Raw genomic sequence first — 25,807 nt, forward strand, 5'->3', positions numbered from 1 at the left:
AGGACCGGCCGTGCGTGGCCGGTCCTCTCCGGAAGGTGTTCGCGCTATCGGGGGCGCGCGGCGGGCCCGGTCAGCCCAGTGCGTGGACCCGCTTGTACTCGAGTGCGTAGGCGAGCATGCCGGGCTTGGGGTCGGAGTACGGCTTGCTCAGCTTGTCGAACTCGCCCTTGTCGGCGGCCTTGCCCGCGTTCCACTGGTCCAGCGCGCCGAGGTCGGCGGCGTTGAAGCCGCTGTCGACGACGGTGTCCTTCGGCAGCTCGGTCATCGCCCGGGTGAGGCCCTTGACGGTGGCCAGGTAGCTGCCGAGGTCGTTCGGGTCCCAGTCGGACAGGTCGACCGTGTTCGCGTCGCGGACCCAGCTGCCCCAGTAGAACTCCTGGAACGGCAGGTCGTTCTGCGTGTAGCCGATGTCGCGGCCGAAGTAGAGCAGGCCGCGGTACTCGTCGTTGCCGAAGTCGGCGAGCCCGACGCTGGTCGGCAGCTTGTTCACCGCGACCGGGTTGCCCTCGGGGTCGCGCAGGTACACCCACTTGTGCGCCTGCATCTCGTCCCAGAACGCCTGGCGGGTGAGGTTGCTGAGGTTGGCCAGCACCCGCAGCCGGACGTGCAGGTCGGCGCCGCCGTCGGGGGTCTCGTAGAAGGAGGTGAGCGTGTGGTGCCCGTCGGTGAGGAACGGCTCGCCGTGCGGGCCGATGACGACCGTCTTCATCGGCTCGGTGCTGTCCCCCGTCTCGGCGCCGACGGGGAGTCGGCAGGTGAAGGAGGACGGGTCGTCGAGGCGCGCACCGGGCTGGACCGTCGCCGCGTCGATGCGGCCGTCGGCCTCGCACCAGTCGCTGAACTTCTTGTTGATCGCGTCCTTGCCGAGGGTGTAGCGGCCGAGCTTGTAGTACACCTCGTCGTAGCCCAGCGAGGGCTGGGTCGGGTGCACGTCGCCGATGCGGACGTCGAGCAGCTCACCGGGTTCGGCACACAGGTACTGCGCGAACGGCGTGGAGCGGTTGTCGTGCCGGCAGAACGAGGGCCGGGTACCCGGCGCGCCGGGGGCCGCGTGCGCGGCCGGCGCTGCCACGACGACCGCGACAACGGCTGTGCCGAGTGCCGCGGTACGGCGGGACGGGGGTCTGAGTCGCATGGCACTCCTCGCGTCGGGGCGGATCTGCCCGTGAGGGTGACAGCGGTCGACCAACGGATGACCTCGTGCGGGCGACCTCCGGGAGAACCCGGGTCAACGATCTTGGGGCTGCGCCCGTTGCGCGGTCCGGTCAGCCCAGGCGCGCCGGTGGTCGAGCCGGGTTCGGTGCGCCTGGGCTGTCGCGGTCTGCGTGCGGTCAGCCGAGGGGCAGGTCCAGGTAGGACTCGGCGCCGACGGCGGAGCCGATCTGCAGGGTGCTGTAGGCGGGGTTGGCGTCGGAGTACAGCTGGTCCTTGCTGTTGACCACGAGCATGACCTTGTGGCCTGCGGGGATGTCGTAGGCAGCCGCCTGGAGGGCCCAGGTCGCGGTGACGGCCTTGCCCGGGCCGTCCGCGGTGAGGGTGTACGGCTCGTGGGTGATGATCCGCGCGGTGCCGTCGGGGGCGAGGTCGAACAGGTAGGCCACCAGGGTCGTGGTCTCCTCGGTGCCGGTGACCGTCAGCTGGACGCGGGGGATGCCCCGCACCCGGCGGGCGCCGGCAGGTGAGACCCAGGTGGCGAGGTAGCGGCGGTCGAACTTCCCGGTCGTGTACGCCTTCGGGTTGCCCTTCCACTCCTCCTGACCGGTGGTCAGCAGGGCGTCCACGGCGGTGGCCTCGGTGAGGTTCCCGGTGGTGAAGGAGACCGTCCAGTCGGCCGCCGGGTTCGCGCCGAGGGTGCCGTCCTGGCTGCCGGACGGGGTGGCGCCCAGGTAGAGCTTCTCGGTGCCGGTCGTGACCTCGTCCCAGCTCTGCGCGCCCTCGCGCACGGCGGGGGTGAACATGACCTGGCTGCGGATCGCGGGCCAGGTGGGCACGTCGTTCTGGATGCCGAGGATGTGGTGGTCGAGCCAGGCGAAGGCCTCGTCCACGGGGAGGTTGGGGCCGGAGAACGGGATGGTCAGCCCGGCGCCCTCGGGTGCGGCGTGGTCGCCGATCCACAGGTTCAGGTGCTTGGGGACGGTGAGCGCGTTGAAGGTGTCGAGGACCTCGTTGACCGGGAAGAGCGTCTCGTGCCAGGTGTTGGAGAAGAAGGTCGGGACGTTACGGGCGTTGGTCTCGGCCAGGTAGTGCTGCGGCGAGTGCTCCTCGGCCCAGACGCGGACGTCGTCGAGGTTCTCGCCGTTGCGGAAGTCCTCCAGGAGCTGCCGGGTGGCGGCATCGAACTTCCGCTCCTCCGGGCCGCCGGTGATGCTGGTCAGCGCCTTGACGGCGGCCAGGTGCCGGGTGTCGTTGCCCAGCAGCGCGGTGGCGAGGTTGCCCCAGGTGCTCAGCGCCACCACCGCGTCCACCCGGGCGTCGGGGTCGTGGGCCGCGACGAGCTGGCTGATCCCGGAGCCGTAGGACTCGCCCAGGAACGCGACCTTGCTCGGGTTGAACGTCTCCTGCGCGTAGGAGATCACCGTGGAGCCGTCCGCCCAGTCGTTGGGCCCGCCGACGTCGATCGTGCCCTTGGAGGTCCACGGGGCGTCGATGTAGGTGCCGCCGCCGACGTGGGTGGTCAGCCCGATGCCGCGCGGGGTGTAGGCGAGCACGTGGTAGCCGCGCTTGGCCAGCTGCAGGTAGGTGTACTCGAACAGCACCCAGCCGAACGGCGTCCACCCGGCCGGGACGATGACCACCGGGCGCGGCTCGTCCGTGTTGAGCCTGATGGAGTGCGCCGAGAGTCGCACCCCGTCGTGCGCGGTGATCCACGGAAAGCCGATCGTGGCGATCTGCTGCACCTCGGCGACCAGCTGCTGCAGGTCCGCGGTGAGCACCTGCCGCTCGGTGGCGCCCTGCAGCGTGGCGACCAGCGCCTCGCCCACGTCCGCGGCCGCCGGGTCGACCGACGGCCCCTGCGTCCAGATTCCGGAGCCCGCGATCTGCCTCAGCCTCTCCGCGGTGACCGGTGTGATGGTCGAGTCGTCCTGGGGATCGCTCATGGTCTGCTTCCTCTCACAGGTTTCGTGGCGAGCGGCGCTCGCGCGTCACATGATCAAGGAATCCCGTACGTGTGCGCACCGATCCGCTGCGGTGTTCACCCGAAGTGATGAGTCCCGGCCACCCACCCTGACGCCCCGCCGCCCCGCCGCCCTCCGGCAGGGCGCAGCCCCCAGGCGTTACCGCTCGGCGCCTGCTTCTGCGTCCGGCTCTGCGGCGTCGGCCGGGGCCTCGACGAGGTTCTGCTCGAGGCGTTCCAGGGTGCGCAGGGCGGCGGTGCACTCGTCGGCGGTCAGCCCCGCGGTCACGAGGTCCTCGAGTCGGCTCCAGCTCTGTTCGACCTCGCGGCGCAGGGCGTGACTGGCCGCGGTGGGTTCGATGAGCGATGCCCGCCTGTCGGTGGGCGACGGTCGGCGGCGGACGAATCCGGCCTGCTCCAGGCGCTGGACGGTGCGGGTCATGGTGGCGGCGTCGGAGTCGAGGAGCCGCACCAGGTCGGTCTGGCGCTGGGGGCCGAGCTCCCACAGGTGCATCATCACCAGTTCCTGGCCCGGGTGCAGGCCGATGCGGCGCAGCAACTGGCCGGCGAACATGCGGTGCAGCCGGGCGAGGCGGAAGATCGCATGACTGATCGGCCCTCCGGCGGCGGCGGCCGGCACCGGGACACTCGCCCCCTGCCCCGCCCCCTCGGGATCCTTCCCGGTCTTCGGGGTGGACTGCGTCATCTCTTCCTCACTTTCCTGATCGGGCAGCCAACTCTATCGCTCGACCTTCCGGCCCGCAGGGTCGATCGACCTTCGATTCCGAAGAATCGCTGGCCATGCCACGTGATGCGCGTCACATAGCGGCCAGGGAAGGGTTCCGTGGCATTTACTTGTTCGAGCAGGTAACTGTTACGGTGGATGTGCCCGGGCCACCGCCCATCACCCGAAGGAAGAGATCATGACCACTGCTTTCGATCCGATCGTCCTGGGCGGCAAGCGCCTGGCCAGCCGCCTCGCGATGGCGCCGATGACCCGCAGCCGCGCCTACGGGCCCGGTGCGGAGCCGACCGAACTGATGGCGACCTACTACGCGCAGCGCGCCGGCGCCGGCCTGATCGTCACCGAGGGCATCCAGCCCTCGCCGGTCGGCCAGGGCTACCCCGACACCCCGGGCCTGCACACCTCCGGCCAGGTGGCGGCGTGGCGGCGGGTGACCGATGCGGTGCACCGGGAGGGCGGCGTGATCTTCGCCCAGCTCATGCACACCGGCCGGATCGGCCACCCGAGCCTGCTGCCGGACGGCCTGGTGCCGGTCGCTCCGTCGGCGGTGGCGGCCGCGGGGCAGGTGTTCACTCACCAGGGGCCGCAGGACTTCGTGACCCCGAGGGAGCTGACCGAGGCGCAGATCCGCGCGACGATCGCCGACTTCGCCGCCGCGGCCCGCAACGCGATCGAGGCCGGGTTCGACGGGGTGGAGATCCACGGCGCCAACGGCTACCTGCTCCACCAGTTCCTCGCCCCCAACACCAACCGCCGCACCGACGCCTGGGGCGGCACGGTCGAGGGCCGGATCCGCTTCGCCGCCGAGGTGACCGCCGCCGTCGTCGAGGCGGTCGGCGGCGACCGCGTGGGTCTGCGGATCTCGCCCGGCAACCCGTACAACGACATCGCCGAGGACAACCCTGCCGAGGTGTACGAGGCGCTGCTGGAGCGGCTGGCCGGTCTCGGCCTGGCCTACCTGCATGTGATGGAGGGTCCGGACGGCGATCTGACCGGACGGCTGCGCAAGGCGTGGCCCGGCACCTTCGTCCTCAACCCGTTCACCCACCCCGCCGCCACCGGGCCCGAGGCGCTGGCCCTGGTCGAGGACGGCACCGCGGACATGGTCGCCTTCGGCGCGCTGTTCCTCGCCAACCCCGACCTGCCGGCCCGTCTCGCCGCCGGCGGCCCGTTCAACACCCCCGACCCGGCCACCTTCTACGGCGGCGACCACCGCGGCTACACCGACTATCCCGCCCTCACCGCCTGAACGGCGCAGCCGGCCGGCCGCCTTCGCAGCCGCACCGTGGGTCACCGCGCGTGCGGCCCCCTTCCCCATCCCCTCCTACCTGGGAGATCCCGATGTCCACTGCGATCACTTTCTCCGAGTACGGCGCGCCCGAGGTGCTGCGGCTGTCCGAGGTCACCCCGCCGGAGCCGGGGCCGGGCCAGGTCCGGATCAAGGTCAGGGCCGCCTCGGTGAACCCGCTCGACATGAAGATCCGGTCCGGCCTGATGGCCGAGGTCGCCCCGGCCCGCTTCCCGGTGGTCCCCGGCCTGGACGCGGCCGGTGTCGTCGACGCGGTCGGCGAGGGAGCCGGTGCGGCCGTGGGCGACGAGGTCCTCGGCTCCACCGCGGGCGGCAGCTACGCCGAGTACGCCCTGCTGGAGCGGCCGGTGGCCAAGCCCGAGGCGTTGTCGTGGGAGGCCGCGGCCTCACTGGTCACGGTCGGCCGGACGGCGTTCCGCGTCCTCGGCGAGCTGGGCGTGCAGCCGGGGCAGACCCTGCTCGTCCACGGCGCCGCCGGCAGCGTCGGCGTCATCGCCGTGCAGCTGGCCGCCGCCCGCGGCATCACCGTCGTCGGCACGGTCGCCGAGCACGACATCGAGCGCGTCACCGCCCTCGGTGCCACCGCGGTCCGCTACGGCGACGGCTGGGTGGAGCGGGTGACCGCCGCCGCCCCGGGCGGCGTGGATCACGTGTTCGACGCCTCCGGCGCCGGTGTGCTGGCCGACTCCGTCGCGCTGACCGGCGAGCCGGGCAAGGTCATCACCATCGCCGACATGTCCGCCCGGAAGCACGGCGTGCGTTTCAGCGCCGGCACCACGGAGCAGGGCGAGGACGTGCTGCCGGAGCTGGTGCGCCTGGCCGCGGGCGGGCGGCTCACCGTTCCCGTCTGGCGCACCTACCCGCTCGCCGAGGCCGCCCGGGCGCACGCCGATCTGGAGGCCCACCGCAACCGCGGCAAGGCCGTCCTGCTGCCCTGACTCCCGGGCCGCGGTCGCCACTTCCGGCCGGACCATCACCGGCCCGCCGGACGGCCGGCGCCCGGCCCCGTCGGCGGTCGGGGACGAGTTCCGCGCATCACGCCCGTACGGGGGCGGCCGGACCCTACGATGGCCACTGCGTGACCGTCGCGCGCCGCACAGGGGGTCCCATGCCGCAGCTCGTCCAACTCGCCATGCCCGACGGCCAGGTGATCTGGGCGTCGGTGGAGGGGCCGGGCGGCCCGCGCGACACGGGGCTCGGCGACCGGATCGCCGAGAAGGTCGAGGGTTTCCAGGAGGCCCTGCGGGCCGTGGCGGGGAACGTCCGCGACGCGGTGGAGGCCGTCCGGCCCGACGAGGTCTGCGTCGAGTTCGGGCTGGAGCTCGCCGCCGGGAAGCACGGCATCGTCGCGGCCGTCGCCGGTGTCGACGGCAAGGCCACCTTCAAGATCGCACTGAAGTGGACCCACCCGCCGACGGCCCCCGCCGCGCCGGCGGACCCGGCCGACACCGCCGACGCGCAGCTGATCCCCGCCCCCGCCGGGGCGTGAGGCGGGCCGCCACCTCGCGATCACCGGCACCGGATCGGATCCCGTCATGCGGCGGCACAACCCGCTCTCCTCGCTCAAGGCGCTGCTGGAGCAGTGCCGTGTGCTCGTCCGGGGTTCGACCGACGGCACGGGCTTCTTCGTCTCTCCCGGCTTCGTGGTGTCGTGCGCCCACGTCGTCGGCAACGGTCCCGGTGGCCCGGTGCAACTGCACTGGGCGGGCGCCGACTACGAGGCGGTCGTGCGGGCGGCCTCCCCGGGCACGTCCGAATGGGGCGCCACGCTGTACCCGTACCCGGACCTCGCGATCCTGGAGGTCGTCGGGCAGCGGCCCGACCACCCCTGCGTGTGGCTGGACACCGAACTGCCCGACGCGGGCACCGGACTCACCGCCGTCGGGTTCACCGACATCCTGGAGCGGTACACCGCGTCCGAACGCAGGGCGGACCGCCTGGTCAGCGGAGGCCGCACGGCCTTGCAGGGCCGTCCGCTGCTGGAACTCGTCGCCGACGAGATCAACCCCGGACTGTCCGGCGGCCCCGTACTCAGCCATGCCGGCGGGGGTGTCTGCGCCGTCGTCAAGGCGACCCGCCTCGAGAACAGCACCATGGGCGGCTTCGGCGTGCCGGTCGACGCGCTACGGCTCCTCGACCCCGCGGTGTACCGGACGATGATCGAGGCGCACGACCGCTTCCATGCGGTGGACGCGCGCTGGCACACCCTGTCCGACCAGGTCGCGGACGGCCACCACGCCGAGGTTTCCGGTGCGCGTGCGATGGACCGGGTGCTCCTCGGCCTGCTCGCCTCGCTGCCCGACGGGCCCCCGGACGGCTCCGGAGCGCACCGGGCCGCGTTCCTGGCGGCGGCCCCTCCGGGCACCCCCGCCCCCGTCCACCCGCTGCTCGCCCGTCGGGACGTCTACACGGAGCTGGCCGCGCTCATGGCGCCCGGACCGGACCGGATCCCGCACGAACTCGCCTACTGCGCCGACCTCGCCCGCACGCCGGCGCTGCGCACGGTCGAGGCGTCGGGCGTGCCGGAGCACCTGCGCGACCAGGTCCTGATCAGCGCAGGCCGGCTCGGACTGGGCAGCGCGGTGCGGGAGCGGCTCGTCGGCGACCGGGCGCCGTCGTCACCCGTGCCGTCCGTGATCGGCCGGATCCGCCACTCCGTACGGGACCGCAGCCTGTACCACGTGATGGTCTGGCGCTACCGGTCCCGGCAGGACATCGTCCCGGGCGCACCCGAGTCGCCCGCCCTGCCCCTCGCGGACGCCCTCGCCCGGCTCAAGGAACTGCTGCCCCAGCAGATCGACGTGATGGACGCGACGGCCCGGCCCGGCCTGATCGAACTGATCCTGCCGCAGGAGGCACTCGACGAGGACTTCGCCGCCTGGCAGTTGTGGCCCGACTCCGACTGGTGGACGCTGGGCCGGCGTCAGCACCTGGTGGTGCGGCCGGTGGAGCGCCACCAGTCGCCGCACCTCCACCACACGTGGACGCGGCGCTGGCAGCACCTGGCGGGCAAGGCGGTCGGCGAGGCACTGGTCTGCGTCTGCGGACGCGACCGGCAGTACCAGGCGGCGCTCGACGCGACGTTCACCACCGACCACACCCTGGCCGCCCTCGCCCTGGCCGGGTCACCGCGCTCCGCCCAGGTCTCCGAGGCGTACCGGGTCGCGATCGCCTCGGGCATACCGATGATGGTCTGGCGGCGCGGCACCGAGCCGCGCCCGCTGAACGGCGGTGCCGTGTGCGGCGTCCCGGGCCGGGCCTCCTGCCCGGACGGGGCGTTCCTCGCACTCGCCCGCGAGGCCCTGGCCGGAACCGGACGCGACGCGATGCCCGAGCGGATCTGCGCACTGCGCAACGCCGCGCTCACCGACGAGGGGCCCGGGGAGCACGTCGGCGACCGCGTCGTGCTGCTCTGGGACGACCCGGACCGGCAGATCCCCCGCACGCACCTGGCCCCGGCAGGACCGGCCGAGGAAGGACCCGATCGATGAACGAATGGCGCATCTACCAGGGATCGGACGAGCCGCACGACGGCATCGGGAGGCTTCCTCCGCCGCCTCCGTGGCGCGACTTCGGCGCCGGCCGCGACGAGGTCACGCCCTTCGACCGGGACAGTCCCGGTCGCGGCCGGCAGCGTCTGCCCCTGGGCGCCGCCTACCGGGCCGACGACGGCACGGTCGAGGCGGTCAACACCGCGCTCTACCTGCGCAGGCCGCTGCTGGTGACCGGCGACCCCGGAGTCGGCAAGTCGACCCTCGCCGACGCGGTCGCCCGCGAACTGCGGCTCGGCACCGTGCTGCGCTGGTCCATCAACAGCAGAACCACACTCCGCGACGGCCTGTACCGGTACGACTCGCTCGGGCGACTGGAGGAGGCCGGCGTGGCCCGCCACTCGGCACCGGCCGACGAGGTGCCGGAGCGGGCCGACCTCGGCCGCTACGTCAGCCTCGGCCCGCTCGGCACGGCGCTCGCGCCCTACGCCCTGCCCCGGGTCCTGCTGATCGACGAGATCGACAAGAGCGACATCGACCTGCCGAACGACCTCCTCGACGTCTTCGAGGAGGGCGGGTTCGACATTCCGGAACTCGCCCGCGCCGCCGACCACCAGGAGACCGTCCGTGTCCGGCCCGCCGACGGCGGCGCCCCGGTCACCGTTGTCCGCGGAACGGTGCAGTGCCGGGCCTTCCCCCTCGTGATCCTCACCAGCAACGGCGAGCGCGAGTTCCCGCCCGCGTTCCTGCGCCGCTGCGTCCGGCTCCAGCTGCCGTCGGCCGTCGAGGACGAGGACAGGCTGCGGGCCATCGTCCGGGCCCACCTGCCGGGCGCCGACGAGGACGCCGACGCCGTCATCTCCGCGTTCATGGCGCACGCCTCGACCGGCGAACTCGCCACCGACCAACTCCTCAACGCCGTCTACCTGATGACCCGGACGAGCCCGGAGGGGGCACCCGGCCTCGACCGGCTCGTGCGGCTCGTCCTCCAGCACCTCAACGCGACGGCACCGGCCGGGACATGAGCGACGAAGGCGGCATCGGGAGGCTCGCCGCACTGCTCGGCGCACTCGGGCCGGACGCCTCCGTCCTGCCCACCCCGCGGGAGGTCGCCGAGCTGGTCTGGCTCGCCGGCGTCCTTCCCCGCGGGACGTCCTTCACCGCGTCCCCGGTGTCCGGGACGGAGGCGGCGCCGCCTGCCCCTCCGCCACTGCAACCACCCGCCGACGACGGCCCCACCGCGGGGACGCCGCCCCCGGCCGACGGCGAGGACTCCCCCGACGACGGGGCGTCCCGCCTCTACCTCCCGGAGGCCGGCGCGCCGGGCGACGGACCCTCCGAGGACCACCCCGCCTCGTCCGTCCGACTGCCGACAGCGCCCGCCCTCCCCCGCCGCCGCACACTGGCCCGGGCGTTGCGCCCGCTCAAGCGCCGGGTGCCGTCGACCACGTCGAGTGTCCTCGACGAGGACGCCACCGCCGACCGGCTCGCCGACGACGCCCGGTGGATGCCCGTCCTCCTCCCCGCCCGGGAACGCTGGCTCGACGCCGTACTGGTCGTCGACGCGTACGGCGACGGATCAACGCTGTGGGATCCGATCAGGAGGGAATTCACGGACGTCCTGACGGAGTTGGGCGCGTTCCGTGCCATCCGGACGTACTGGCTCCGCCCGCGGGAGGACGGCACGCCGGCCATCGCCACCGGCCCGCACCGGTCGCTGCGCTCCCCCGCCGCCGTCGGCGTCCCGACCGGGCGAACCGCCACCTTCGTCCTGACGGACGGCGTCGACCCCGCCTGGGGCGGGCCCGCCCTGCGCCACGCGGTGCGGCAGTGGACGCGCAACGGTCCGACGGTCGTCCTCCAGCCCCTTCCCGAGCACCTGTGGGGCCGGACCGCGCTGGCGCCGGAGCCCGGCCGCTTCCGGAGCACGGAGCCGGGAGGCGCCAACCACCGCCTGCGGTACACCCCGTACACCCTCGACGCACCCGCCCCGGCAGCGGGCGACGTCCCCGTACCGGTTCTCGGGATCCAGCCCGCGTGGCTGGAGGCGTGGGCGCGCGCGACCGCGGGCACCGGGGAGTTCGACGCGGCCGCGGTCCTGCTCCGGCCGCCGGACGGCCCGGTCGGCGCGGACCTCGAACGGATCCCGGGGCACGACCGGGGGCCGGTCGGCTTCGAGGAGTTCCTCGCCCAGGCGCAGCCGGGCGTGTTCCGGTTGGCGGCGTACCTGGCGGCCGCACCGTTGAACCTCGCCGTCATGCGGCTGGTGCAGACGGCGATGCTCCCGGGGAGCCCGCCCTCGGACCTGGCCGAGATCGTCTTCAGCGGTCTGCTGCACAAGGTCCCGGGCAGGTCGGCCGGCGACGCCCTGGACCACGCCTACGAGTTTGCGCCCGGGGTGCGCGAGCGACTGCTGTCCACGCTGCGCCGGGACGAGGCCGCCGAGGTCGTCGCCCTCGTCTCGGCCCACGTGGAACGGAATGCGCGCGCCTCGGGCACGCGCTTCACCGCGGCGGTGGCCGACCCGCAGGGTGCCCTTCGGGTACCGGCGGGTGCCCGGCACTGGGCGGAGGTGCACGACCTGGTCCAGCGGCGGAGGCGGCGCGCGGCGGTGCCGACCACCGGGGGTGCCGCCGGTCCGGCGCAGGTGTCCGCGCCGGTGCCGCGCCCGCTCACTGGCGGGAGCACGCCCACCGCCACCGCCCGCTACCGGTCCGGTGAGCAGCCTGCGGCTGTGCGGGGCGGGGGCCGCCGCTTCCTGATCAGCATCGGTGTCGCCCGCTACCGGGACGACCGCCTGCCGGACCTTCCGGGCATCGCCCACGACGTCACGCGCGTCCGATCGGCGTTCGAAGCCATGGGCTACCAGGCCGCCCTGCCGCACCTGGTGGCCGACCCCGATGCCAGGACCGTGCTGGACTCCGTCGACGCCTGGGTCCGCGACATCCGGCCCGGTCCCGACGACATGGTGGCGGTCCACTTCGCCGGGCACTCGGCGCTCGCCCCGGACGGACGGGCCCTCCTGCTGTTCTCCGACAGTCACCCGGAGCTGCCCGCAGATGCCCGGGGGCTCGCGCCGACCACCATCCACAGGGCCTTCGGACGGGGTCTCGGCGGGCTGATGCTCCTTCTCGACACCTGCGTGCCCACGCACGCCCTCCCGCCGGCCTTCGATCCGGGCGGGCCGGAGGTGTGGATGCTGGCGGGCGTCACCGGTGTGGACGGAGCCGGCCGCGACACCTCGTTCGCCCGCGCGCTGACCGACGAGATCTCCGACGTGCTGGACCGCTCGGCCCCGGTCCCCGGGAACCTCGTGGAGCTCGCCGCGCGGCTGGAGGCCCGGATGGGCCACGACGCGGCCCACCACGGGCTCCCGTCCGAGCAGCCGGGCCTGCATGCGCTGGCCTGGCCCGCCGGCTCGCTCGGCGGCACCCCCCTCCCGTTCTTCCCGAACACCGGGGCGCCGGAGCCGACGGGCCACCCGCAGGACCACACGGCGCTGCTGTGGGCGGATCGGTCCGGGATGTTCCAGTCGACGGACGAGTGGCTTCGGCAACCGGCCGAGGACCACCGCCTGCTGTACCTGCTCGGATCCGCCGAAACCGGGAAGACCGCGCTGCTGACCCACCTTCACGGCCTCACGGCCCGTCAGGGCTCCAGCCCGGCGGACCGGCCGGCCGAGCACTGGCTGCCCGCCGGGATGCAGTCCGTGCTGCTGCGCGCATACCTCGGGTTCGCCACCCTGTGGGACGATCTCGCCGCAGTGCTCGGGCTCCCCGCCGGCTCCCACGGCGACCACCTCGCCCACCTCACCACCACCGCACCGCCGGTACTCGTCCTCCTCGACGGCCTGGACGAGGCTGCGCCCGACGAGGCCGGCCGTATAGCGGCGGAGGTGGTACGGCCGCTGGCGGCGATTCCTTCGGTGCGAGTGATCATCAGTACGCGGAGGGCATCCGACATCGAGCCTGGTCCCGGTGTGACCGTCCTGACCAGTGAAGCGGACCCGGCGGCGCGCTGCGATCTGGCGCTCAGACTGGGCACTCTGGCCCTCGAACGGTCCAACCCCGCGGCCGCGGAGCGGCACTTCCGCGAGGCCCTGGCCGTCAGCGAGCAGGCTCGCCATCCGGCCGGGATCGCCGACAGCCACCACCACCTGGGCCTGATCGCGCGGGAGGCGGGGGACGACGATGGGGCCGAGGAGCATCACCGCACCGCCCTGGCCGGGTACACGGAGCTGAACGACGCTGCCGGTGCCGCCACCAGCGAGCGCCACCTGGAGGCGATCGAAGCGGTCCGGCTGATGGAGCGCAGCCTGGCCGGTTCACCGGAGCAGATCGACTACCTGGTGGACCTCTCGAACGTCGTGCACAACACGTCCGTCGGCGGGCCCGAACGCGTCTCGCTCCGGCGGTTCGGCCTGGTGGTGGAGGCGCTGGCGCGGCTCACCGGCGACCCCCACCCCGCCGTCCACCTGGTCGCCGACCGGAGCCTGATGAGACTCGCAGGACCGGAGGACGCCCGCGTGCTCCGCCGCTGGGCCGACCGGGGACTGATGGAGGTCGTCGCCCGGGCGGACGTGCGCATCCTGGAGCTGGCCGAGGTGCTCCACGTGCAAGTCATCAGCAGCGACCGGTTCCTCGACCTCCGACGCGAGCACCCGTGGGTCCAGGGCGACACCGGCCGGTTCCTGAGCCCCGCCAGGGGCCCGGGCGGCACCGTCCGGTTGGTCACACCGGACATGGGCGTCCACGTTGCACGTCACGACCGGTTCGACGCCGAGACCGCCACCTCCCGCCGACAGCTGCACGATGCGGCGAACCGTCTCTGGACCTGTCCGGCACAGGGGTGCCGGCTCTATGACGGCCGCAACGGCAGGTGGCCCCTGCCCCGCATGCGCGACGGCGTCCCCACCTGCGAGGTGCACGACACGCCCCTCGTCGACGCAGGCCCACGGCCGGTCACGGCTCAGCTCAAGACCATGGTGGACGGCGTATGCGTGCACCGCTTCACCGTCGAGGAGGGCACGACCCCGGTCGGGCGCGGCCCGCACTCCGGCGTCACCCTGCCGTTCACGGTGAAATCACCGGAGTTCGCGAGCATCAGCCGGGAGCACGTCGTCCTCGTGCTCACCGGCGGGACGCTGACGGTCCGCGACGTCAGCACGAACGGCACCAGGATGCGCACCGTCCCCGCCCCCGGGCAGGTCGACGGCTGGGAGCGGCTGCCGCCTGAGCAGGACCGGCCGTTCGGCCCCGGGGACGAGGTGGAGCTCGCACGCGGCGTGACACTCGTCCGCTCCGGCCGGCTCCTCCCCGCCGAGCTGGCGGCGGCGCGGCAGACGGACGAGGTGGTGCTGCCAGGGTCCTCCGAAGAGCACCCGCCGCTCTCCGCCGAATGACCGGGCGGCGTCTGCCGCTGCGGGGGCGTTGGCTGCCGCCGGCGGCTACGGCGCGGGGCTCGGCCGGTCGGCGGGCGGGGCGGGCGGAACGGGAGGCGCCGGCGGCGTGTAGGGCGGGTACAGCGGCGGGACGAACGGCCCGCCGGTGCCGGGGCCCGGCCGGGGCTCGCGGGTGGCGACCGCGACGGCCGCCACGGCGACGGCCACGCCGAGCGCCAGGAACGGCTGCAGCATGGTGAACATCGCATCGAACGGCAGGTCGAGAATGCCGTCCAACCGCCGGCTGGTCAGCTGCATGAAGAGCTGCTGGCCGGAGGCGGAGAGGGTCGTCACCAGGAGGAGCACCGCCGCGGCGGGCCGCACCCAGGACACTCCCCTGAACGCCAGGACGGCGAGCACCGACGTCGAGACCAGGGTGGCCACGAGCGGCGTGAAGTAGCCGGCGATGGCCAGCGCGGGCAGGTCGGCGTGCTTGTCGGCCATCCCGATCAGGTAGCTGTAGCTGCCCTGGATGACGCTGATGACCACGGCGACCGCGAAGAGCGCGAGGTACACCAGCAACAGCACCCCGATCGCGACCAGTCCGCCCCCCGGCACCTTCCGCGCACCGCTCCCCGGCAGCGCGTCCCCGCCGTACGCCATGAGCCCCACCCCTCGTCGACGTTCCTGGCGAGAGAGTAGCGCCCGGGGGCGACAGTCCGGGGCGGATTTCACCCCCCGGGGCGCACGGGCGTTCGAAGCGCGGCGCACGCACGGCGCTCCCCGCCTCCGTCCGTGGAGGCGGGGAGCACCGTGCGGGAGCGGGGCCCGTCAGTCGGCGGCGGGGGTGCCGACCACGGCGGTCACGGCCAGTTGTTGCGCGCCCAGTGCAGCAGGTTCGTCAGTGCGTTGCCGCCGGCGGCAACGTTCTGACGCGGTTCGCCGAAGTTGTCCTCCCCTCCGGAGTGGGTGCCGACGACATAGGGTGCTCCGTCGAACCACGCGAACACCGGCGCACCGCTCTGGCCGCCCTCGGTGTCGGCCTGGTACTCGAGCTCCACGCCGGCACCGTCGTTGTCGTCGTCGATGATCGGGTAGTTCAGGTGCAGCCAGGGCCGGTTGCCGGAGTCCTTGTCCCACGGGTAGCCCGGCAGCGTCCAGACGTTCAGGTCCTCCCAGTCGCTGGTGTACGTCTTGAAGCCGAAGTAGCCGAGGTTGTTGCCGAGCGGGACGTCCAGGCGCATGACCGCCATGTCGTCGCCCTGCGAGTGGTTGCTGTATCCCTGAGCGTTGGTCACCCATGAGGCCGCCCAGGCACCGTGGATCGAGGCGCCGTCGTAGTAGGCCGGCACGAACAGCGCCTTCCAGTTCGACGAACCCCACGGCACCACGTGGCTGGCGGTCATGATCGTGCGGGAACCGAGGAGCGAGGCCGTACCCCACCAGCTCCAGTTCGGGCTGTTTGCGTCCGCCCAGACGAAGATCCGGCCGACGATGGAGAACGGGAAGGTGTTGGGGTAGTACGGCGACCGGTTGTCGACGTCGATCACCCATTCCGGACGCACCTGTGTCCCGTTGCGGCGCACCAGCCGGGGTCGGTCGAGGCCGGGTGCCAGCGACGGCGTTGCGGACAGGGCGGTCCAGTCCGGGATGTACGCCGCGCTGTCGTTCCCCACACTGTCGTCGGCCGCCCGCATGGTGGCGAGCTCGGACCCGACGGCCTCCGGGGTCACCGGCTCCACGGCCCCGACGACGACACCGAGGACGGTGTCGGGATCGTTGACGAAATGGCGCCCGTCCTGGTCCGTGCTGAGTGCGTTGGCAGGGTCGTCGAGCTGGGCCGCGGACGGCAGCCGGCCGAAGACGAGATAGTTGCGCGGATGGTTCAGCTCTGCGGGCGGGTCGCCCTGCTGCGGGCGCGACAGCGCCATGATCTGGTGCAGCGAGTCGGGTCGGTCGTGCGGCATGTCTCTCCTTGGCACCGGACCCGGGGACATCGCCTGACACCGGGCGAAGTGATTGCATCCTGACCGGATCGGGTGAGTGCCGGGGCCTGTGACGCGGTGAACGTCCTCGACGTCGTATGAAGCGTCAACAACCCTGCGGTGGATAACCTTTGTGCCACCCCTGAGAGTGCAGCCCGGCCCGGTCGCCCGCATGTCATCGCCACCCAGTGGAGTGAGCGGTCGGGCGGACGGACTTCGGCGGGCGGAACAGGTACCACTCATCCGATCGACCCAATCACCCACGACGGGCGACCGGCCCGGGTGATCGTGTTGCAGGCGCCGCACATGCGTGGATCACTTGCGTCGTGGCCTTGTTCACGAGCCGTGCAGTCGCTTGATCACGGCTTCGGCGGCGCCACCCACTGGCCGAAAGAGCCGATCGCCACCCATCGGCCGCCACGCTGCCCCAACCCCTGAGCATCCGGCCCGGATGCCTCCCGACCTGCTGTCGAAACGCCGCGCCGCGACGTGAACAGCGCCATGCGCAAAGAGCAACCGAAACATCCCTCATTGGAGTATTTCGCATGATTGATCGTTCTACGGTACGAGACTCCGCGGTCGCCGTCTGGTCGGAGTTCTGCGCCATCGCCCCCAGTCCGGAACTGCGCGACAGGATGCTGCAGGAGCTGGAAAGGGTCCGGGCCTCGTCGGACGTGGCGCAGGCGTTCCGGCCCGGTGGCGCCCCCCGCCTGCCCGGCTTCGGCGACGGCACCATCATCCCGCCCGACGAGTACCTGCCGGGCACCCCGCACGAGACCATCCGCACCGCGGCCGCCGCCCGCACCCCGCTGACCGGCACGGTCCGGGTCGCCGTCGTCCTGGCGGACTTCCCCGACAAGCCGATGACCGCGGACAAGGAGCACTTCGAGAAGCTGTTCTTCTCCGTCGACGAGCTCCCGAACGGCAGCGTCCGGGACTACTACCGCGAAGTGACGCACGGTCTGGTGGACATCGTCGGCGAGGTCATCGGCCCGGTCCGGCTGCCGCAGAAGCTCTCCTGGTACGCCAACAACAACTTCGGCATCGGCCGCCCGACGGGTGAGCCGCGCGCGCAGATCATGGCCCGGGACGCCGCCGTCAAGTCCGACCCGCTCATCAACTACGCGCCGTACGACAACGACGGCAACGGCTTCGTCGACGCCTACGTCGTCGTGCACGCCGGCGAGGCGGGCGAAGTCACCGGCAAGCCGGGAGACATCTGGTCGCACAAGTGGGTCCTGCCGAGCGCGTACAACGCCGACGGCGCCCGGATCTACGGTTACCTCACGATTCCCGAGGACGCCAAGATCGGTGTCTGTGCCCACGAGCTGGGGCACCTGCTGTTCGGCTTCCCCGACCTGTACGACGTCGACGGATCGTCGGAGGGGGTCGGCAACTGGTGTCTGATGGGTGCCGGTTCGTGGGGCGGCGGCGGTGACGTCCCGACGCATCCGTCGGCCTGGTGCAAGATCCAGCAGGGCTGGGCCAAGCCCGTCAACGTCACGAGCGACGGGACACTGTCCATCCCCGACGTCAAGAACAGCTTCGAGGTGCACCGGCTGTGGACGGACGGCCTGCCGGGGAACGAGTACTTCCTGGTGGAGAACCGCCAGCAGACCGGGTACGACCGCTCCCTGCCCGGCCACGGTCTGCAGATCTGGCACGTCGACGAGGGCCAGCCGGACAACACGAACGAGAACCACTACATGGTGGGCCTGGTCCAGGCGGACAACGAGCACGACCTGGAATGGGCGGCCAACCGCGGTGACGAGGGCGACGTCTACCCCGGGAGCAGCGGCAACAGCTCGTTCAGCCCCTCGAGCAGGCCCAGCTCCCAGTCGTACGCCGGGGCCCCGACCGGTGTTTCCATCACGGACATCTCGGCGTCCGGCGCCACGATGACCGCCACGGTGTCGGTCTCGGTGGCGAGCGGCGTGCGTGCGCCTGTCGCTGCCGTGGCCAGGCGCGAGATGGAAGAGGCGCCCGGGCTGGCCAAGACAATCCACGACCTTCAGGAGCGGCTCGCCACCCTGGAGCAGGCCATGGCGCTCTGGGCCGGAGCCGATGCGGCCCTCGCGCAGAACCTGCGGTCCGAGCTCAGGGGCGCGGCGGGCGGCTCGCAGCCCCTGGCCATGGCGGGCAACGGGCACAGCACGCCCCGGTACGAGGGCCCGTCCCGGCGATGAGCGCCGGCCATGGTGCAGGCAGCCGACAACCGCACTGACCTGACCGCGCGGCTGGTCAGCGCAGGGCCCCATCCGCGGCTCGCGGGCTGGGACCGGGCAGAGGTGGACGTGCTCGACGCCGAGCCGGTGGCCGGCTACGCCGACCTGCTGTCGGGGAACGCCGGGCAGCGCATGCTGCTCGCCGTGCCCAGCGGGCTCCTGGCGGACGCGGCGCCCGGGTCCACCATCCGTGCGAGGGCCAGACTGGCCGCCTCGGGCGAGGCGATGGCCGAGAGGAGGCCCGCTCAGGGCACCTTCGCCGTCGAACCGCCGGGGTGAGCGGGATGTACGAAGGAGGGGGCCGGCCGTTGGCCGGCCCCCTCACTCCTGCGGCGTCGCCGGGCCGGGTCAGGTCGCCGCGGGCTGCTCGACCACGATCTCGCGCTTGAGGATCTTGCCGGTGGCGCCCTTGGGAAGCTGGTCGGTGAAGGTGACGATCCGGGGGTACTTGTAGGCGGCCACCCGCTGCCTGACGTGCTCGCGGATCAGGTCGGCCGTGGCCCGTGCGCCCTCCCGGAGGACGATCACGGCGGCGACCTCCTCCCCGTGGTGCTCGTGCGGGACGCCGACGACCGCGGCCTCGGCCACCGCCGGGTGCTCGTACAGCACCTCCTCGATCTCCCTCGGGTAGACGTTGTACCCGCCGCGGATGATCAGGTCCTTCTTGCGGTCGACGATGCAGTAGTAGCCGTCCTCGTCGACCCGGGCCAGGTCGCCGCTGTGGAACCAGCCGTCCTGGAAGGCCTCCGCGGTCGCCTCCGGACGGTTCCAGTACCCCTTCATCACGTTCTCGCCGCGGATCGCGATCTCGCCGACCTCACCGGGCCCGACCGGGGTGCGGTCGGCCGCCACCAGCCTGAGTTCCACACCGCGGACCGGGAGGCCGATCGAACCGGGCCGGCGCGGCCGGTCGGGGTGGTTGAACGAGGCCACCGGGGCCGTCTCGGAGAGGCCGTACCCCTCGAGCACGACGGTGCCGAACGAGCGCTCGAAGGTGTGGAGCACTTCGACGGGCAGCGCGGCGCCGCCCGACACGGCCAGCCGCACCTGCGGGAGGTCCTGGCCCTCCGGGGCGCCGGTGTTGAGCAGGGCGGTGTACATGGTGGGCACGCCCAGGAACACGGTGACCCCGTCCCGCCGGAGGATCTCCAGGGCCTGCTGCGGATCGAAGCGCGGCAGGAGGGTCAGGGCGGCGCCGGCCGCGACGGCGGCGTTCATCGCACAGGTCTGCCCGAAGGCGTGGAACAGCGGCAGGCCGCCGAACAGGACGTCGTCCGGGCCGAGCCCGAAAAGCGTCTCGACGCAGGTCACGGCGTTGCTCAGCAGGTTGTGGTGGGTGAGCTCGGCGCCCTTCGGCGTCCCGGTGGTGCCCGAGGTGTAGAGGATCACCGCGGTGTCGTCGGCGGTCCGCTCGGCGACCCCGTGCAGCGGCGGGATGCTGCCGAGCAGTGCGTCGAAGGCCGAGGCCTCGACGACCAGGCTGCCGACCCCGGACTCCGCGGCGGCCTCGGCGACCTCGTACGCGAACGGCGGAGCCGTCAGGACGGTGCGGGCCCCGGAGTCCCGCAGGACGAAGGCCATCTCACGGGCCTTCAGCAGCGGGTTCATCGGCACCGCGACGGCGCCGACGCGCAGCACGGCGTAGTACGCGACGGGGAAGAGCGCGACATTGGGCAGCACCAGGGCCACCCGGTCGCCCGGCCGGACGCCGTCGGCGTGCAGCAGCCCGGCCAGCCGGGCGCTGGCGTCCTCCAGCCGGGCGTAGGTCAGGACGGTCCCGTCCTGCCGGACGGCGGTCCGTTCCCCGTGCGCCCGGGCCGAGGACACCAGGAGCGAGGCGAGGTTGGTCATGGCGTGGTCTCCTTCGGGCCGAGCCGGTGGCGGCTGCGGTGCGGGAGGCGGACCGTGCGGTCCGCCGGGTGCGGCGGGGTGATCACGTCGCGGGGCGGGACGCCGCCGCGACCGGTGTCGGTGTCGGCCCGGTACGGGTCCGTCCACAGGGCGGGCGGCAGCGGTCGGCCCTGCCGCAGGGCCAGCCAGAGCCGCAGCAGGTAGCGGCGGTGTCCCGGGCCGTCCCGGTAGGCGGAGCGGGAGTGCAGGACGGCGAGGTTGTTGACCAGCAGCAGGTCGCCGGCCTCCAGGTCGAGGTCGAGCCGGGAGGCCGGGGAGGAGGCCGACTCGTCGATCAGGTCGAACAGTTCGGTGTCCTCCGGCTCCGGCCGCGGGGCATCCGGGAAGCGCTGCGCGGACTCCAGGTGGCACCGGTTGTAGCGCAGGCTGAGCCTGCCCTCGTGCCAGCAGGCGAGGGGCACGGTGTCGTACGGGCGCTCGTCCGGCGCGTGCTCCTCCCTGCGGTCCACCGCGTACCGGCGGTAGAGGCGGGCCGCCAGGTCGGGGCGGCGCGCCAGGACGGCGTTGTGGACGGCGGCGGAGCTCGCCAGGCCGATCCGTCCGCCCTCCGCGGCCGGCCGCAGGCACAGCAGTGCGAGGACGTCCGAGCCGTCCGTGTGGAACCCCAGGCCGGTGCGGGTCTGGTAGCCGCGCGTCGCGGGATCGGCCATCGTCCGGCCGGTGTCGCGGACGTGGCCGAGCAGGTGCCCGGCGGCGTTCTGGGAGACCGGTACGCCGAGGTGCCGGCCGATCCCCCAGAGGGCCCTGCCCGCCGCGGCCGCGCCGTACCGGTCGACCGGCAGGCCCTTCACCAGGACGAAGCCCCGGCCGTTCTCCAACTCCTCGGCGATGCGCTCCAGTCCGGCGGCGAGGGTCGGCAGCGGGAAGTCCGCGGCGGTCGACCTCAGCAGGGTGACACCGCGGCTGCGCGCGGTGTGCAGCGCGGCGTCCAGCTCGGCGAGGTGCGCCGGCGACAGCCGGACGGTCCACTCGTCGCGGCCCGCAAGGTCGGGGCCGTGCCAGGCGGCCGGCCCGGTCAGGGGCTCCTGCAGCATTCCGTGGACTCCTTCCGTGTCGTCCGCCGCGCCGCTCCCCGCACGCGGCCGTGCCGGGCGGAGGGAGATGCGAGCGGTCCGTGGCAGGCCGCCGGCCGCCGCTCGGGGCCGGCCCGCCGACCCGCTCGGCGGTGGTGCAACGGTAGGTGCCCGCCCGTCGCATCGCTTGACTTCACGTGACACTTGGCTTACCACTTGGGGACATCCTCCGAGTGGAGCTGATCCCATGAGGCCACTGGTCCGCACCGCGGCGCTGAGCGGCTACGTCGAGCTGAGCCGGTCGCTCGGCCTCGACCCGCAGCCGCTGATGAAGCACGTCGGCCTGGATGCCGCCGGCCTCGCCGTCCAGGACCGGTGGATCTCCGGCGCGGCCGTGGTCCACCTGCTGGAACTCTCGGCCGTCGCCGCCCGGCACGAGGACTTCGGCCTGCGCATGTCCGAGTTCCGCCGGTTCTCCAGCCTCGGTCCGATCAGCCTCGTCCTCCGGGAGGAGCCCGACGTCCGCAGCGCGCTCGGGCTCATGCTCCGGCACGAGCACATGTACAACGAGGTGCTGCACACCCGGCTCTCCGAGCGCGACGGCCTGGCGACGATCAAGGTCGGGCTGGACCTCGGCGAGGTCATGGAGCACCGCCAGGCGACCGAACTGGCCGTGGGGGCCTTCCACCGCGTCCTGCTGGGCTTCCTCGGCTCCCACTGGCGCCCGCTGTCCGTCTGCTTCACCCATCCCGCCCCGGCGGACACCGGCACCCACCGGCGGATCTTCGGCTCCACCGTGGAATTCGGCCGGGAGTTCGACGGCATCGTCTTCTACGCCGCCGACCTCGACTCGCCCAACGCGATGTCCGACCCGCAGCTGCGCACGTACGCCCGGCAGTACTTCGAGGCCATCGCCGTCCCCAGGGACACCACCGTGCCGGACCGGGTGCGCGAGCTGATCGAGGTGCTGCTGCCGACCGGGCGCTGCTCGATCGAGCAGGTCGCCCGCAGCCTGGGCGTCGACCGGCGCACGGTGCACCGCCATCTCGCACAGTCGGGCGAGACGTTCTCCTCGCTCCTCAACGCGACGCGGGTGCAGCTCGCCGAGCAGTTCGTGGCCAACCGGCGGCGGTCGCTCACCGAGATCGCCGACCTGCTGGGATTCTCGGCGCCCAGCGCGTTCTCCCGCTGGTTCCGCGAGCAGTTCGGCTGCACCGCCCGGGAGTGGCGGGAGCGCCGGGGGCAGACCGCGGAACACTGACCCGCGCCGGCTTCCGGGGCCGCATGTCCCCAAATGGAAAGTCCACTGTCACCGACGGTCAAGCGCCGCCGCTCGACGAGCCCTACCTTTGCTGCACCGCGAGAGACGGCCGGCCCCGCAACGACGGGCCGGGCGGGGCCCACCCTCAGCCTCCGCCCCACCGGCCGGGAGCACCACGCCGTCCGCGCCCCGTCCGCCGGGCCGGACCCGCACCGCCCCGCACCGCAGCGCCCGGCGCTGCAGCGGCTCGCACCACGGCGCCCCGTACCGCGGCGCCCCGCGCCCCACCGGCGCCCACCCATCCGACGAAGGAGACGGACCGTGCACTTCCTCGACGACTCTCTGCTGCCCGAGAACCAGGAGAAGCTGGTCATCCAGGCCGCGCCCTACGGGCCCGAATGGCTGCCCGGCGACGCCCCCGACCTCCCCCTCACCATGGACGAGCACGTGCAGGCGGCCGTCGACTGCTACAACGCGGGCGCCACCGTCCTGCACATCCATGTGCGGGAGCTGGACGGCAAGGGCTCCAAGCGGCTGTCGATGTTCAACGAGCTGGTCGGCCGGCTGCGCCAGGCGGTGCCGGACATGGTGCTGCAGATCGGCGGCTCGATCTCCTTCGCCCCCGAGGGCGAGGGCGCGGACGCCGAGTGGCTGTCCTACGACACCCGTCACATGCTGGCGGATCTGGACCCCAAGCCGGACCAGGTCACCATCGCGATCAACACCAGCCAGATGAACATCGTCGAGATCATGACGGCGGACGACCTGGAAGGCACCTCGATCGCGAAGCCCGAGTACTACCGCGCGTACCGCGACATGTACCTGGAGGCCGGGCCGGAGTTCTACCTGGAGCACCTGGAGCGGCTGCGGGACAAGGGCATCCAGCCGCACTTCCAGCTCGCCACCATCGCCCAGCTGGAGACCGTCGAGCGGCTGATCCGCTCCGGCGTGTACACCGGCCCGCTGGTGCTCAACTACGTGGCCATCGGCGGCGGCTTCGCCGGCCGCCACCCCGCCGACCTGATCGAGTTCATCCGCCGGGTGCCGGACGGCGCGGTGCTCACCATCGAGAGCTCGATGCGCGCCGTCGCCCCGATGAACGCCGTCGGCATCGCCCTCGGCTGCCACGTGCGCGTCGGCAACGAGGACAACCTGTGGGGCCGCAAGGGCGAGCGGATGACCTCGGTGCAGCAGGTCGAGCAGATGGTCAAGATCGCCGACGCCCTCGGCCGCGACATCGCGACCGGCGCCGAGGCGAAGGAGATCTACCACATCGGCGAGTACTACACGGACACCGAGGAGACCCTGGCCCGGCTCGGCATGGTGCCGAACCGCCGCCCCGGCCAGCGCGGCTTCATGCTCCGCGACGTCAAGTACTGACCCCGCCCGCCCCGAGACACAGCAACGGAGCACCCCATGGCCCACGCCATCCGCTTCCACGAGACCGGCGGCCCCGACGTCCTGCGCTGGGAGGAGGTCGAGGTCGGGGCCCCGGGCCCGGGCGAGGTCCGGATCCGCCACGCGGCCGTCGGACTCAACTTCGCCGACACCTACTTCCGGACCGGGCTCTACCCCGCCCCGCTGCCCGCCGGACTCGGCGTGGAAGCAGCCGGCACGGTGGAGGCCGTCGGCCCCGGTGTGACCGGCTTCGCCGAGGGCGACCGCGTCACCTACACCGGCAGCCCGCTCGGCGCCTACAGCACCGAACGGGTCATGCCCACCGACTCGTTGATCAAGCTGCCCGACGCGATCGACTTCGAGACGGCCGCCGCCATGACCATGCGCGGCCTCACCTCCGCCTACCTGCTGCGCCGGATCCACCCGCTGAAGGCCGGCGACACGGTGCTGCTGCACGCGGCGGCGGGCGGCGTCGGCCTGATCGTCTGCCAGTGGGCGAAGCTCCTCGGCCTCACCGTGATCGGCACGGTCTCCAGCACCGCGAAGGCCGAGCTCGCCCGCGCCCACGGCTGCGACCACATCGTGTACTACCGCGAGGAGAACGTCGCCGAGCGGGTGCGGGAGCTGACCGGCGGCGAGGGCGTGCCGGTCGTCTTCGACAGCGTCGGTAAGACCACCTTCGCCGGTTCGCTCGGCTCGCTGGCGCGGCGCGGCCTGCTGGTGTGCTTCGGCACCGCCTCCGGCCCCGTCCCGCCGATCGACGCCATGCAACTCGCGCTCCACGGTTCGGCGTTCGTGACCAGGCCGGCGCTCGCCGACTACATCGCCGACCCGGCGGAGCGCGCCGAGCTCGCGGGCGAGCTCTTCGGCCACGTCGCCGCCGGCCGCATCAGGATCGAGATCAACCAGCGCTACTCGCTCAAGGACGCCGCACAGGCGCACCGCGACCTGGAAGGCGGCAGGACCACCGGCTCCTCCGTCTTCGTCCTCTGACCCGCGCCAGGCGCGGACCCCCACAGCCTCCCCCGGAGGAACCACATGAACCAGACCGCCCTCCCCGGCCCGGCTGCGCCGGCCCTGGTGCGCCCGTCCGTCCGCCGCTCGATCAAGGTCGAGCCGCTGACCTGCACCATCGGCGCCGAGCTGTCCGGTGTGAACCTCGGCGACGCCTCGCGCGACGCCGACCTGTTCGCCGAGATCAGGGAACTCCTGCTCCAGTACAAGGTCCTGTTCCTGCGGGACCAGGACATCACCCGGGCCGAACACGTCGCCTTCGCACGGCGGTTCGGCCCGCTGGAGGACCACCCGGTGGCCGGCAGCGACCCCGACCACCCCGGGCTGGTGCGCATCTACAAGGAACTCGACAGCCCGCCCGAGCACTACGAGAACGCCCTGCACACCGACGGCACGTGGCGGGAGACCCCGGCCATGGGCGCGGTCCTGCGCTGCATCGAATCGCCCCCGGTCGGCGGCGACACGCTCTGGGTCAACATGGCCGAGGCCCACCGCCGGCTGCCGGACCACGTCAAGGCGCAGATCGAGGGCCTGCGGGCACGGCACAGCATCGAGGCGACCTTCGGCGCGGTGATGCCGACCGAGGCGCGCCACCGGCTGAAGGCCCAGTACCCGGACGCCGAGCACCCGGTGGTGCGCACCCACCCCGAGACCGGCGAGAAGATCCTCTTCGTCAACGGCTTCACCACGCACTTCGTCAACTACCACACCCCGGAGAACGTCCGCTTCGGCCTGGACTACGCCCCCGGCGCCGCCAACCTGTTGACCTACCTGATCAGCCAGGCGGCGATCCCCGAGTACCAGGTGCGCTGGCGCTGGCAGCCGAACAGCGTCGCCATCTGGGACAACCGCTCCACCCAGCACTACGCCGTGCAGGACTACTGGCCCGCCGTCCGCCGGATGGAGCGCGCCGGAATCGTCGGAGACAGACCCTTCTGAGCCCGTCCCAGCAACAGGTGA

At 72.8% G+C, this 25,807-nt stretch carries 19 protein-coding genes; 12 read left to right on the forward strand and 7 right to left on the reverse strand.

Going from position 1 to position 25,807, the window contains the following annotated elements; translation table 11 throughout:
• Positions 1 to 70 precede the first annotated feature (70 nt).
• The 3 genes from ACQ614_RS01720 to ACQ614_RS01730 all read right to left on the reverse strand — a co-directional run bounded on the left by ACQ614_RS01720 (position 71) and on the right by ACQ614_RS01730 (position 3,821).
• On the reverse strand, positions 71 to 1,135 hold the full coding sequence (locus ACQ614_RS01720) for a ParB/Srx family N-terminal domain-containing protein (protein WP_431676334.1): 1,065 nt from the start codon (positions 1,133 to 1,135) through the stop codon (positions 71 to 73).
• Positions 1,136 to 1,331: 196 nt separating this feature from the next.
• A complete protein-coding gene (locus ACQ614_RS01725; RefSeq protein WP_431676336.1) occupies positions 1,332 to 3,098 on the reverse strand; it encodes a CocE/NonD family hydrolase in 1,767 nt (588 codons plus the stop codon).
• Positions 3,099 to 3,275: 177 nt separating this feature from the next.
• Positions 3,276 to 3,821: a MarR family winged helix-turn-helix transcriptional regulator gene (locus ACQ614_RS01730; RefSeq protein ID WP_431676338.1), complete on the reverse strand. Its 546-nt coding sequence runs from the start codon at positions 3,819 to 3,821 to the stop codon at positions 3,276 to 3,278.
• A 217-nt stretch (positions 3,822 to 4,038) separates the two neighbouring features.
• Here ACQ614_RS01730 and ACQ614_RS01735 point away from each other — a divergent pair, with 217 nt between their 5' ends.
• The 6 genes from ACQ614_RS01735 (at position 4,039) to ACQ614_RS01760 (ending at position 14,061) form a co-directional block, all read left to right on the forward strand.
• Positions 4,039 to 5,109 carry an alkene reductase gene (locus ACQ614_RS01735; RefSeq protein ID WP_431676339.1) on the forward strand — a complete coding sequence of 357 codons (1,071 nt, stop codon included), beginning with the start codon at positions 4,039 to 4,041 and terminating at the stop codon, positions 5,107 to 5,109.
• Positions 5,110 to 5,201: 92 nt separating this feature from the next.
• A complete protein-coding gene (locus ACQ614_RS01740) occupies positions 5,202 to 6,107 on the forward strand; it encodes an NADP-dependent oxidoreductase (protein ID WP_431676341.1) in 906 nt (301 codons plus the stop codon).
• Positions 6,108 to 6,277: 170 nt separating this feature from the next.
• Positions 6,278 to 6,658, forward strand: a complete 381-nt coding sequence (locus tag ACQ614_RS01745) for a CU044_2847 family protein (protein ID WP_431676343.1) — start codon at positions 6,278 to 6,280, stop codon at positions 6,656 to 6,658.
• Positions 6,659 to 6,704: 46 nt separating this feature from the next.
• A complete protein-coding gene (locus ACQ614_RS01750; protein WP_431676345.1) occupies positions 6,705 to 8,660 on the forward strand; it encodes a trypsin-like peptidase domain-containing protein in 1,956 nt (651 codons plus the stop codon).
• Positions 8,657 to 9,685 (forward strand): AAA family ATPase, encoded by a 1,029-nt coding sequence (locus ACQ614_RS01755; RefSeq protein ID WP_431676346.1) that lies wholly within the window; start codon positions 8,657 to 8,659, stop codon positions 9,683 to 9,685. The genes ACQ614_RS01750 and ACQ614_RS01755 overlap by 4 nt, the downstream gene beginning before the upstream one ends.
• On the forward strand, positions 9,682 to 14,061 hold the full coding sequence (locus ACQ614_RS01760; protein ID WP_431676348.1) for an SAV_2336 N-terminal domain-related protein: 4,380 nt from the start codon (positions 9,682 to 9,684) through the stop codon (positions 14,059 to 14,061). Before ACQ614_RS01755 ends, ACQ614_RS01760 begins: the two co-directional genes overlap by 4 nt.
• A 45-nt stretch (positions 14,062 to 14,106) precedes the next feature.
• Here ACQ614_RS01760 and ACQ614_RS01765 read toward each other — a convergent pair whose 3' ends face one another.
• Both ACQ614_RS01765 and ACQ614_RS01770 read right to left on the reverse strand, forming a co-directional pair.
• Positions 14,107 to 14,703 (reverse strand): hypothetical protein, encoded by a 597-nt coding sequence (locus ACQ614_RS01765; RefSeq protein ID WP_431676350.1) that lies wholly within the window; start codon positions 14,701 to 14,703, stop codon positions 14,107 to 14,109.
• Positions 14,704 to 14,903: 200 nt separating this feature from the next.
• Positions 14,904 to 16,007 carry a trypsin-like serine peptidase gene (locus ACQ614_RS01770; RefSeq protein ID WP_431676351.1) on the reverse strand — a complete coding sequence of 368 codons (1,104 nt, stop codon included), beginning with the start codon at positions 16,005 to 16,007 and terminating at the stop codon, positions 14,904 to 14,906.
• Positions 16,008 to 16,570: 563 nt separating this feature from the next.
• Between ACQ614_RS01770 and ACQ614_RS01775 the strand changes: the two genes are divergently transcribed.
• Positions 16,571 to 18,211, forward strand: coding sequence for a M6 family metalloprotease domain-containing protein (locus ACQ614_RS01775; protein ID WP_431676352.1), 1,641 nt, complete (start codon positions 16,571 to 16,573; stop codon positions 18,209 to 18,211).
• A 9-nt stretch (positions 18,212 to 18,220) separates the two neighbouring features.
• Positions 18,221 to 18,529: a hypothetical protein gene (locus ACQ614_RS01780; protein WP_431676353.1), complete on the forward strand. Its 309-nt coding sequence runs from the start codon at positions 18,221 to 18,223 to the stop codon at positions 18,527 to 18,529.
• 69 nt (positions 18,530 to 18,598) lie between these two features.
• Here ACQ614_RS01780 and ACQ614_RS01785 read toward each other — a convergent pair whose 3' ends face one another.
• A complete protein-coding gene (locus ACQ614_RS01785) occupies positions 18,599 to 20,101 on the reverse strand; it encodes a long-chain-fatty-acid--CoA ligase (protein ID WP_431676354.1) in 1,503 nt (500 codons plus the stop codon).
• On the reverse strand, positions 20,098 to 21,195 hold the full coding sequence (locus ACQ614_RS01790; protein WP_431676355.1) for a TauD/TfdA family dioxygenase: 1,098 nt from the start codon (positions 21,193 to 21,195) through the stop codon (positions 20,098 to 20,100). The genes ACQ614_RS01785 and ACQ614_RS01790 overlap by 4 nt, the downstream gene beginning before the upstream one ends.
• A gap of 226 nt (positions 21,196 to 21,421) precedes the next feature.
• On the opposite strand from ACQ614_RS01790, the gene ACQ614_RS01795 reads away from it, so the two are divergent.
• From ACQ614_RS01795 to ACQ614_RS01810, 4 genes are all read left to right on the forward strand, one after another.
• Positions 21,422 to 22,435, forward strand: coding sequence for an AraC family transcriptional regulator ligand-binding domain-containing protein (locus tag ACQ614_RS01795; protein ID WP_431676356.1), 1,014 nt, complete (start codon positions 21,422 to 21,424; stop codon positions 22,433 to 22,435).
• 321 nt (positions 22,436 to 22,756) lie between these two features.
• A complete protein-coding gene (locus tag ACQ614_RS01800) occupies positions 22,757 to 23,815 on the forward strand; it encodes a 3-keto-5-aminohexanoate cleavage protein (protein WP_431676357.1) in 1,059 nt (352 codons plus the stop codon).
• 36 nt (positions 23,816 to 23,851) lie between these two features.
• Complete coding sequence (locus ACQ614_RS01805; RefSeq protein WP_431676358.1) at positions 23,852 to 24,826, forward strand: quinone oxidoreductase family protein; 975 nt, start codon at positions 23,852 to 23,854, stop codon at positions 24,824 to 24,826.
• A 45-nt stretch (positions 24,827 to 24,871) separates the two neighbouring features.
• On the forward strand, positions 24,872 to 25,786 hold the full coding sequence (locus tag ACQ614_RS01810; protein WP_431676359.1) for a TauD/TfdA dioxygenase family protein: 915 nt from the start codon (positions 24,872 to 24,874) through the stop codon (positions 25,784 to 25,786).
• The last annotated feature ends 21 nt before the right edge of the window (positions 25,787 to 25,807 follow it).

Source organism: Kitasatospora dryopteridis (genome assembly GCF_050749075.1).
Taxonomy (GTDB): Bacteria; Actinomycetota; Actinomycetes; order Streptomycetales; family Streptomycetaceae; genus Kitasatospora.

Bases quoted from the DNA above. Each gene is read 5' to 3' on its own strand.
- ACQ614_RS01720 (WP_431676334.1), bottom strand. From the start codon at position 1,135: ATGCGACTCAGACCCCCGTCCCGCCGTACCGCGGCACTCGGCACAGCC.
- ACQ614_RS01725 (WP_431676336.1), bottom strand. From the start codon at position 3,098: ATGAGCGATCCCCAGGACGACTCGACCATCACACCGGTCACCGCGGAG.
- ACQ614_RS01730 (WP_431676338.1), bottom strand. From the start codon at position 3,821: ATGACGCAGTCCACCCCGAAGACCGGGAAGGATCCCGAGGGGGCGGGG.
- ACQ614_RS01735 (WP_431676339.1), top strand. From the start codon at position 4,039: ATGACCACTGCTTTCGATCCGATCGTCCTGGGCGGCAAGCGCCTGGCC.
- ACQ614_RS01740 (WP_431676341.1), top strand. From the start codon at position 5,202: ATGTCCACTGCGATCACTTTCTCCGAGTACGGCGCGCCCGAGGTGCTG.
- ACQ614_RS01745 (WP_431676343.1), top strand. From the start codon at position 6,278: ATGCCGCAGCTCGTCCAACTCGCCATGCCCGACGGCCAGGTGATCTGG.
- ACQ614_RS01750 (WP_431676345.1), top strand. From the start codon at position 6,705: ATGCGGCGGCACAACCCGCTCTCCTCGCTCAAGGCGCTGCTGGAGCAG.
- ACQ614_RS01755 (WP_431676346.1), top strand. From the start codon at position 8,657: ATGAACGAATGGCGCATCTACCAGGGATCGGACGAGCCGCACGACGGC.
- ACQ614_RS01760 (WP_431676348.1), top strand. From the start codon at position 9,682: ATGAGCGACGAAGGCGGCATCGGGAGGCTCGCCGCACTGCTCGGCGCA.
- ACQ614_RS01765 (WP_431676350.1), bottom strand. From the start codon at position 14,703: ATGGCGTACGGCGGGGACGCGCTGCCGGGGAGCGGTGCGCGGAAGGTG.
- ACQ614_RS01770 (WP_431676351.1), bottom strand. From the start codon at position 16,007: ATGCCGCACGACCGACCCGACTCGCTGCACCAGATCATGGCGCTGTCG.
- ACQ614_RS01775 (WP_431676352.1), top strand. From the start codon at position 16,571: ATGATTGATCGTTCTACGGTACGAGACTCCGCGGTCGCCGTCTGGTCG.
- ACQ614_RS01780 (WP_431676353.1), top strand. From the start codon at position 18,221: ATGGTGCAGGCAGCCGACAACCGCACTGACCTGACCGCGCGGCTGGTC.
- ACQ614_RS01785 (WP_431676354.1), bottom strand. From the start codon at position 20,101: ATGACCAACCTCGCCTCGCTCCTGGTGTCCTCGGCCCGGGCGCACGGG.
- ACQ614_RS01790 (WP_431676355.1), bottom strand. From the start codon at position 21,195: ATGCTGCAGGAGCCCCTGACCGGGCCGGCCGCCTGGCACGGCCCCGAC.
- ACQ614_RS01795 (WP_431676356.1), top strand. From the start codon at position 21,422: ATGAGGCCACTGGTCCGCACCGCGGCGCTGAGCGGCTACGTCGAGCTG.
- ACQ614_RS01805 (WP_431676358.1), top strand. From the start codon at position 23,852: ATGGCCCACGCCATCCGCTTCCACGAGACCGGCGGCCCCGACGTCCTG.
- ACQ614_RS01810 (WP_431676359.1), top strand. From the start codon at position 24,872: ATGAACCAGACCGCCCTCCCCGGCCCGGCTGCGCCGGCCCTGGTGCGC.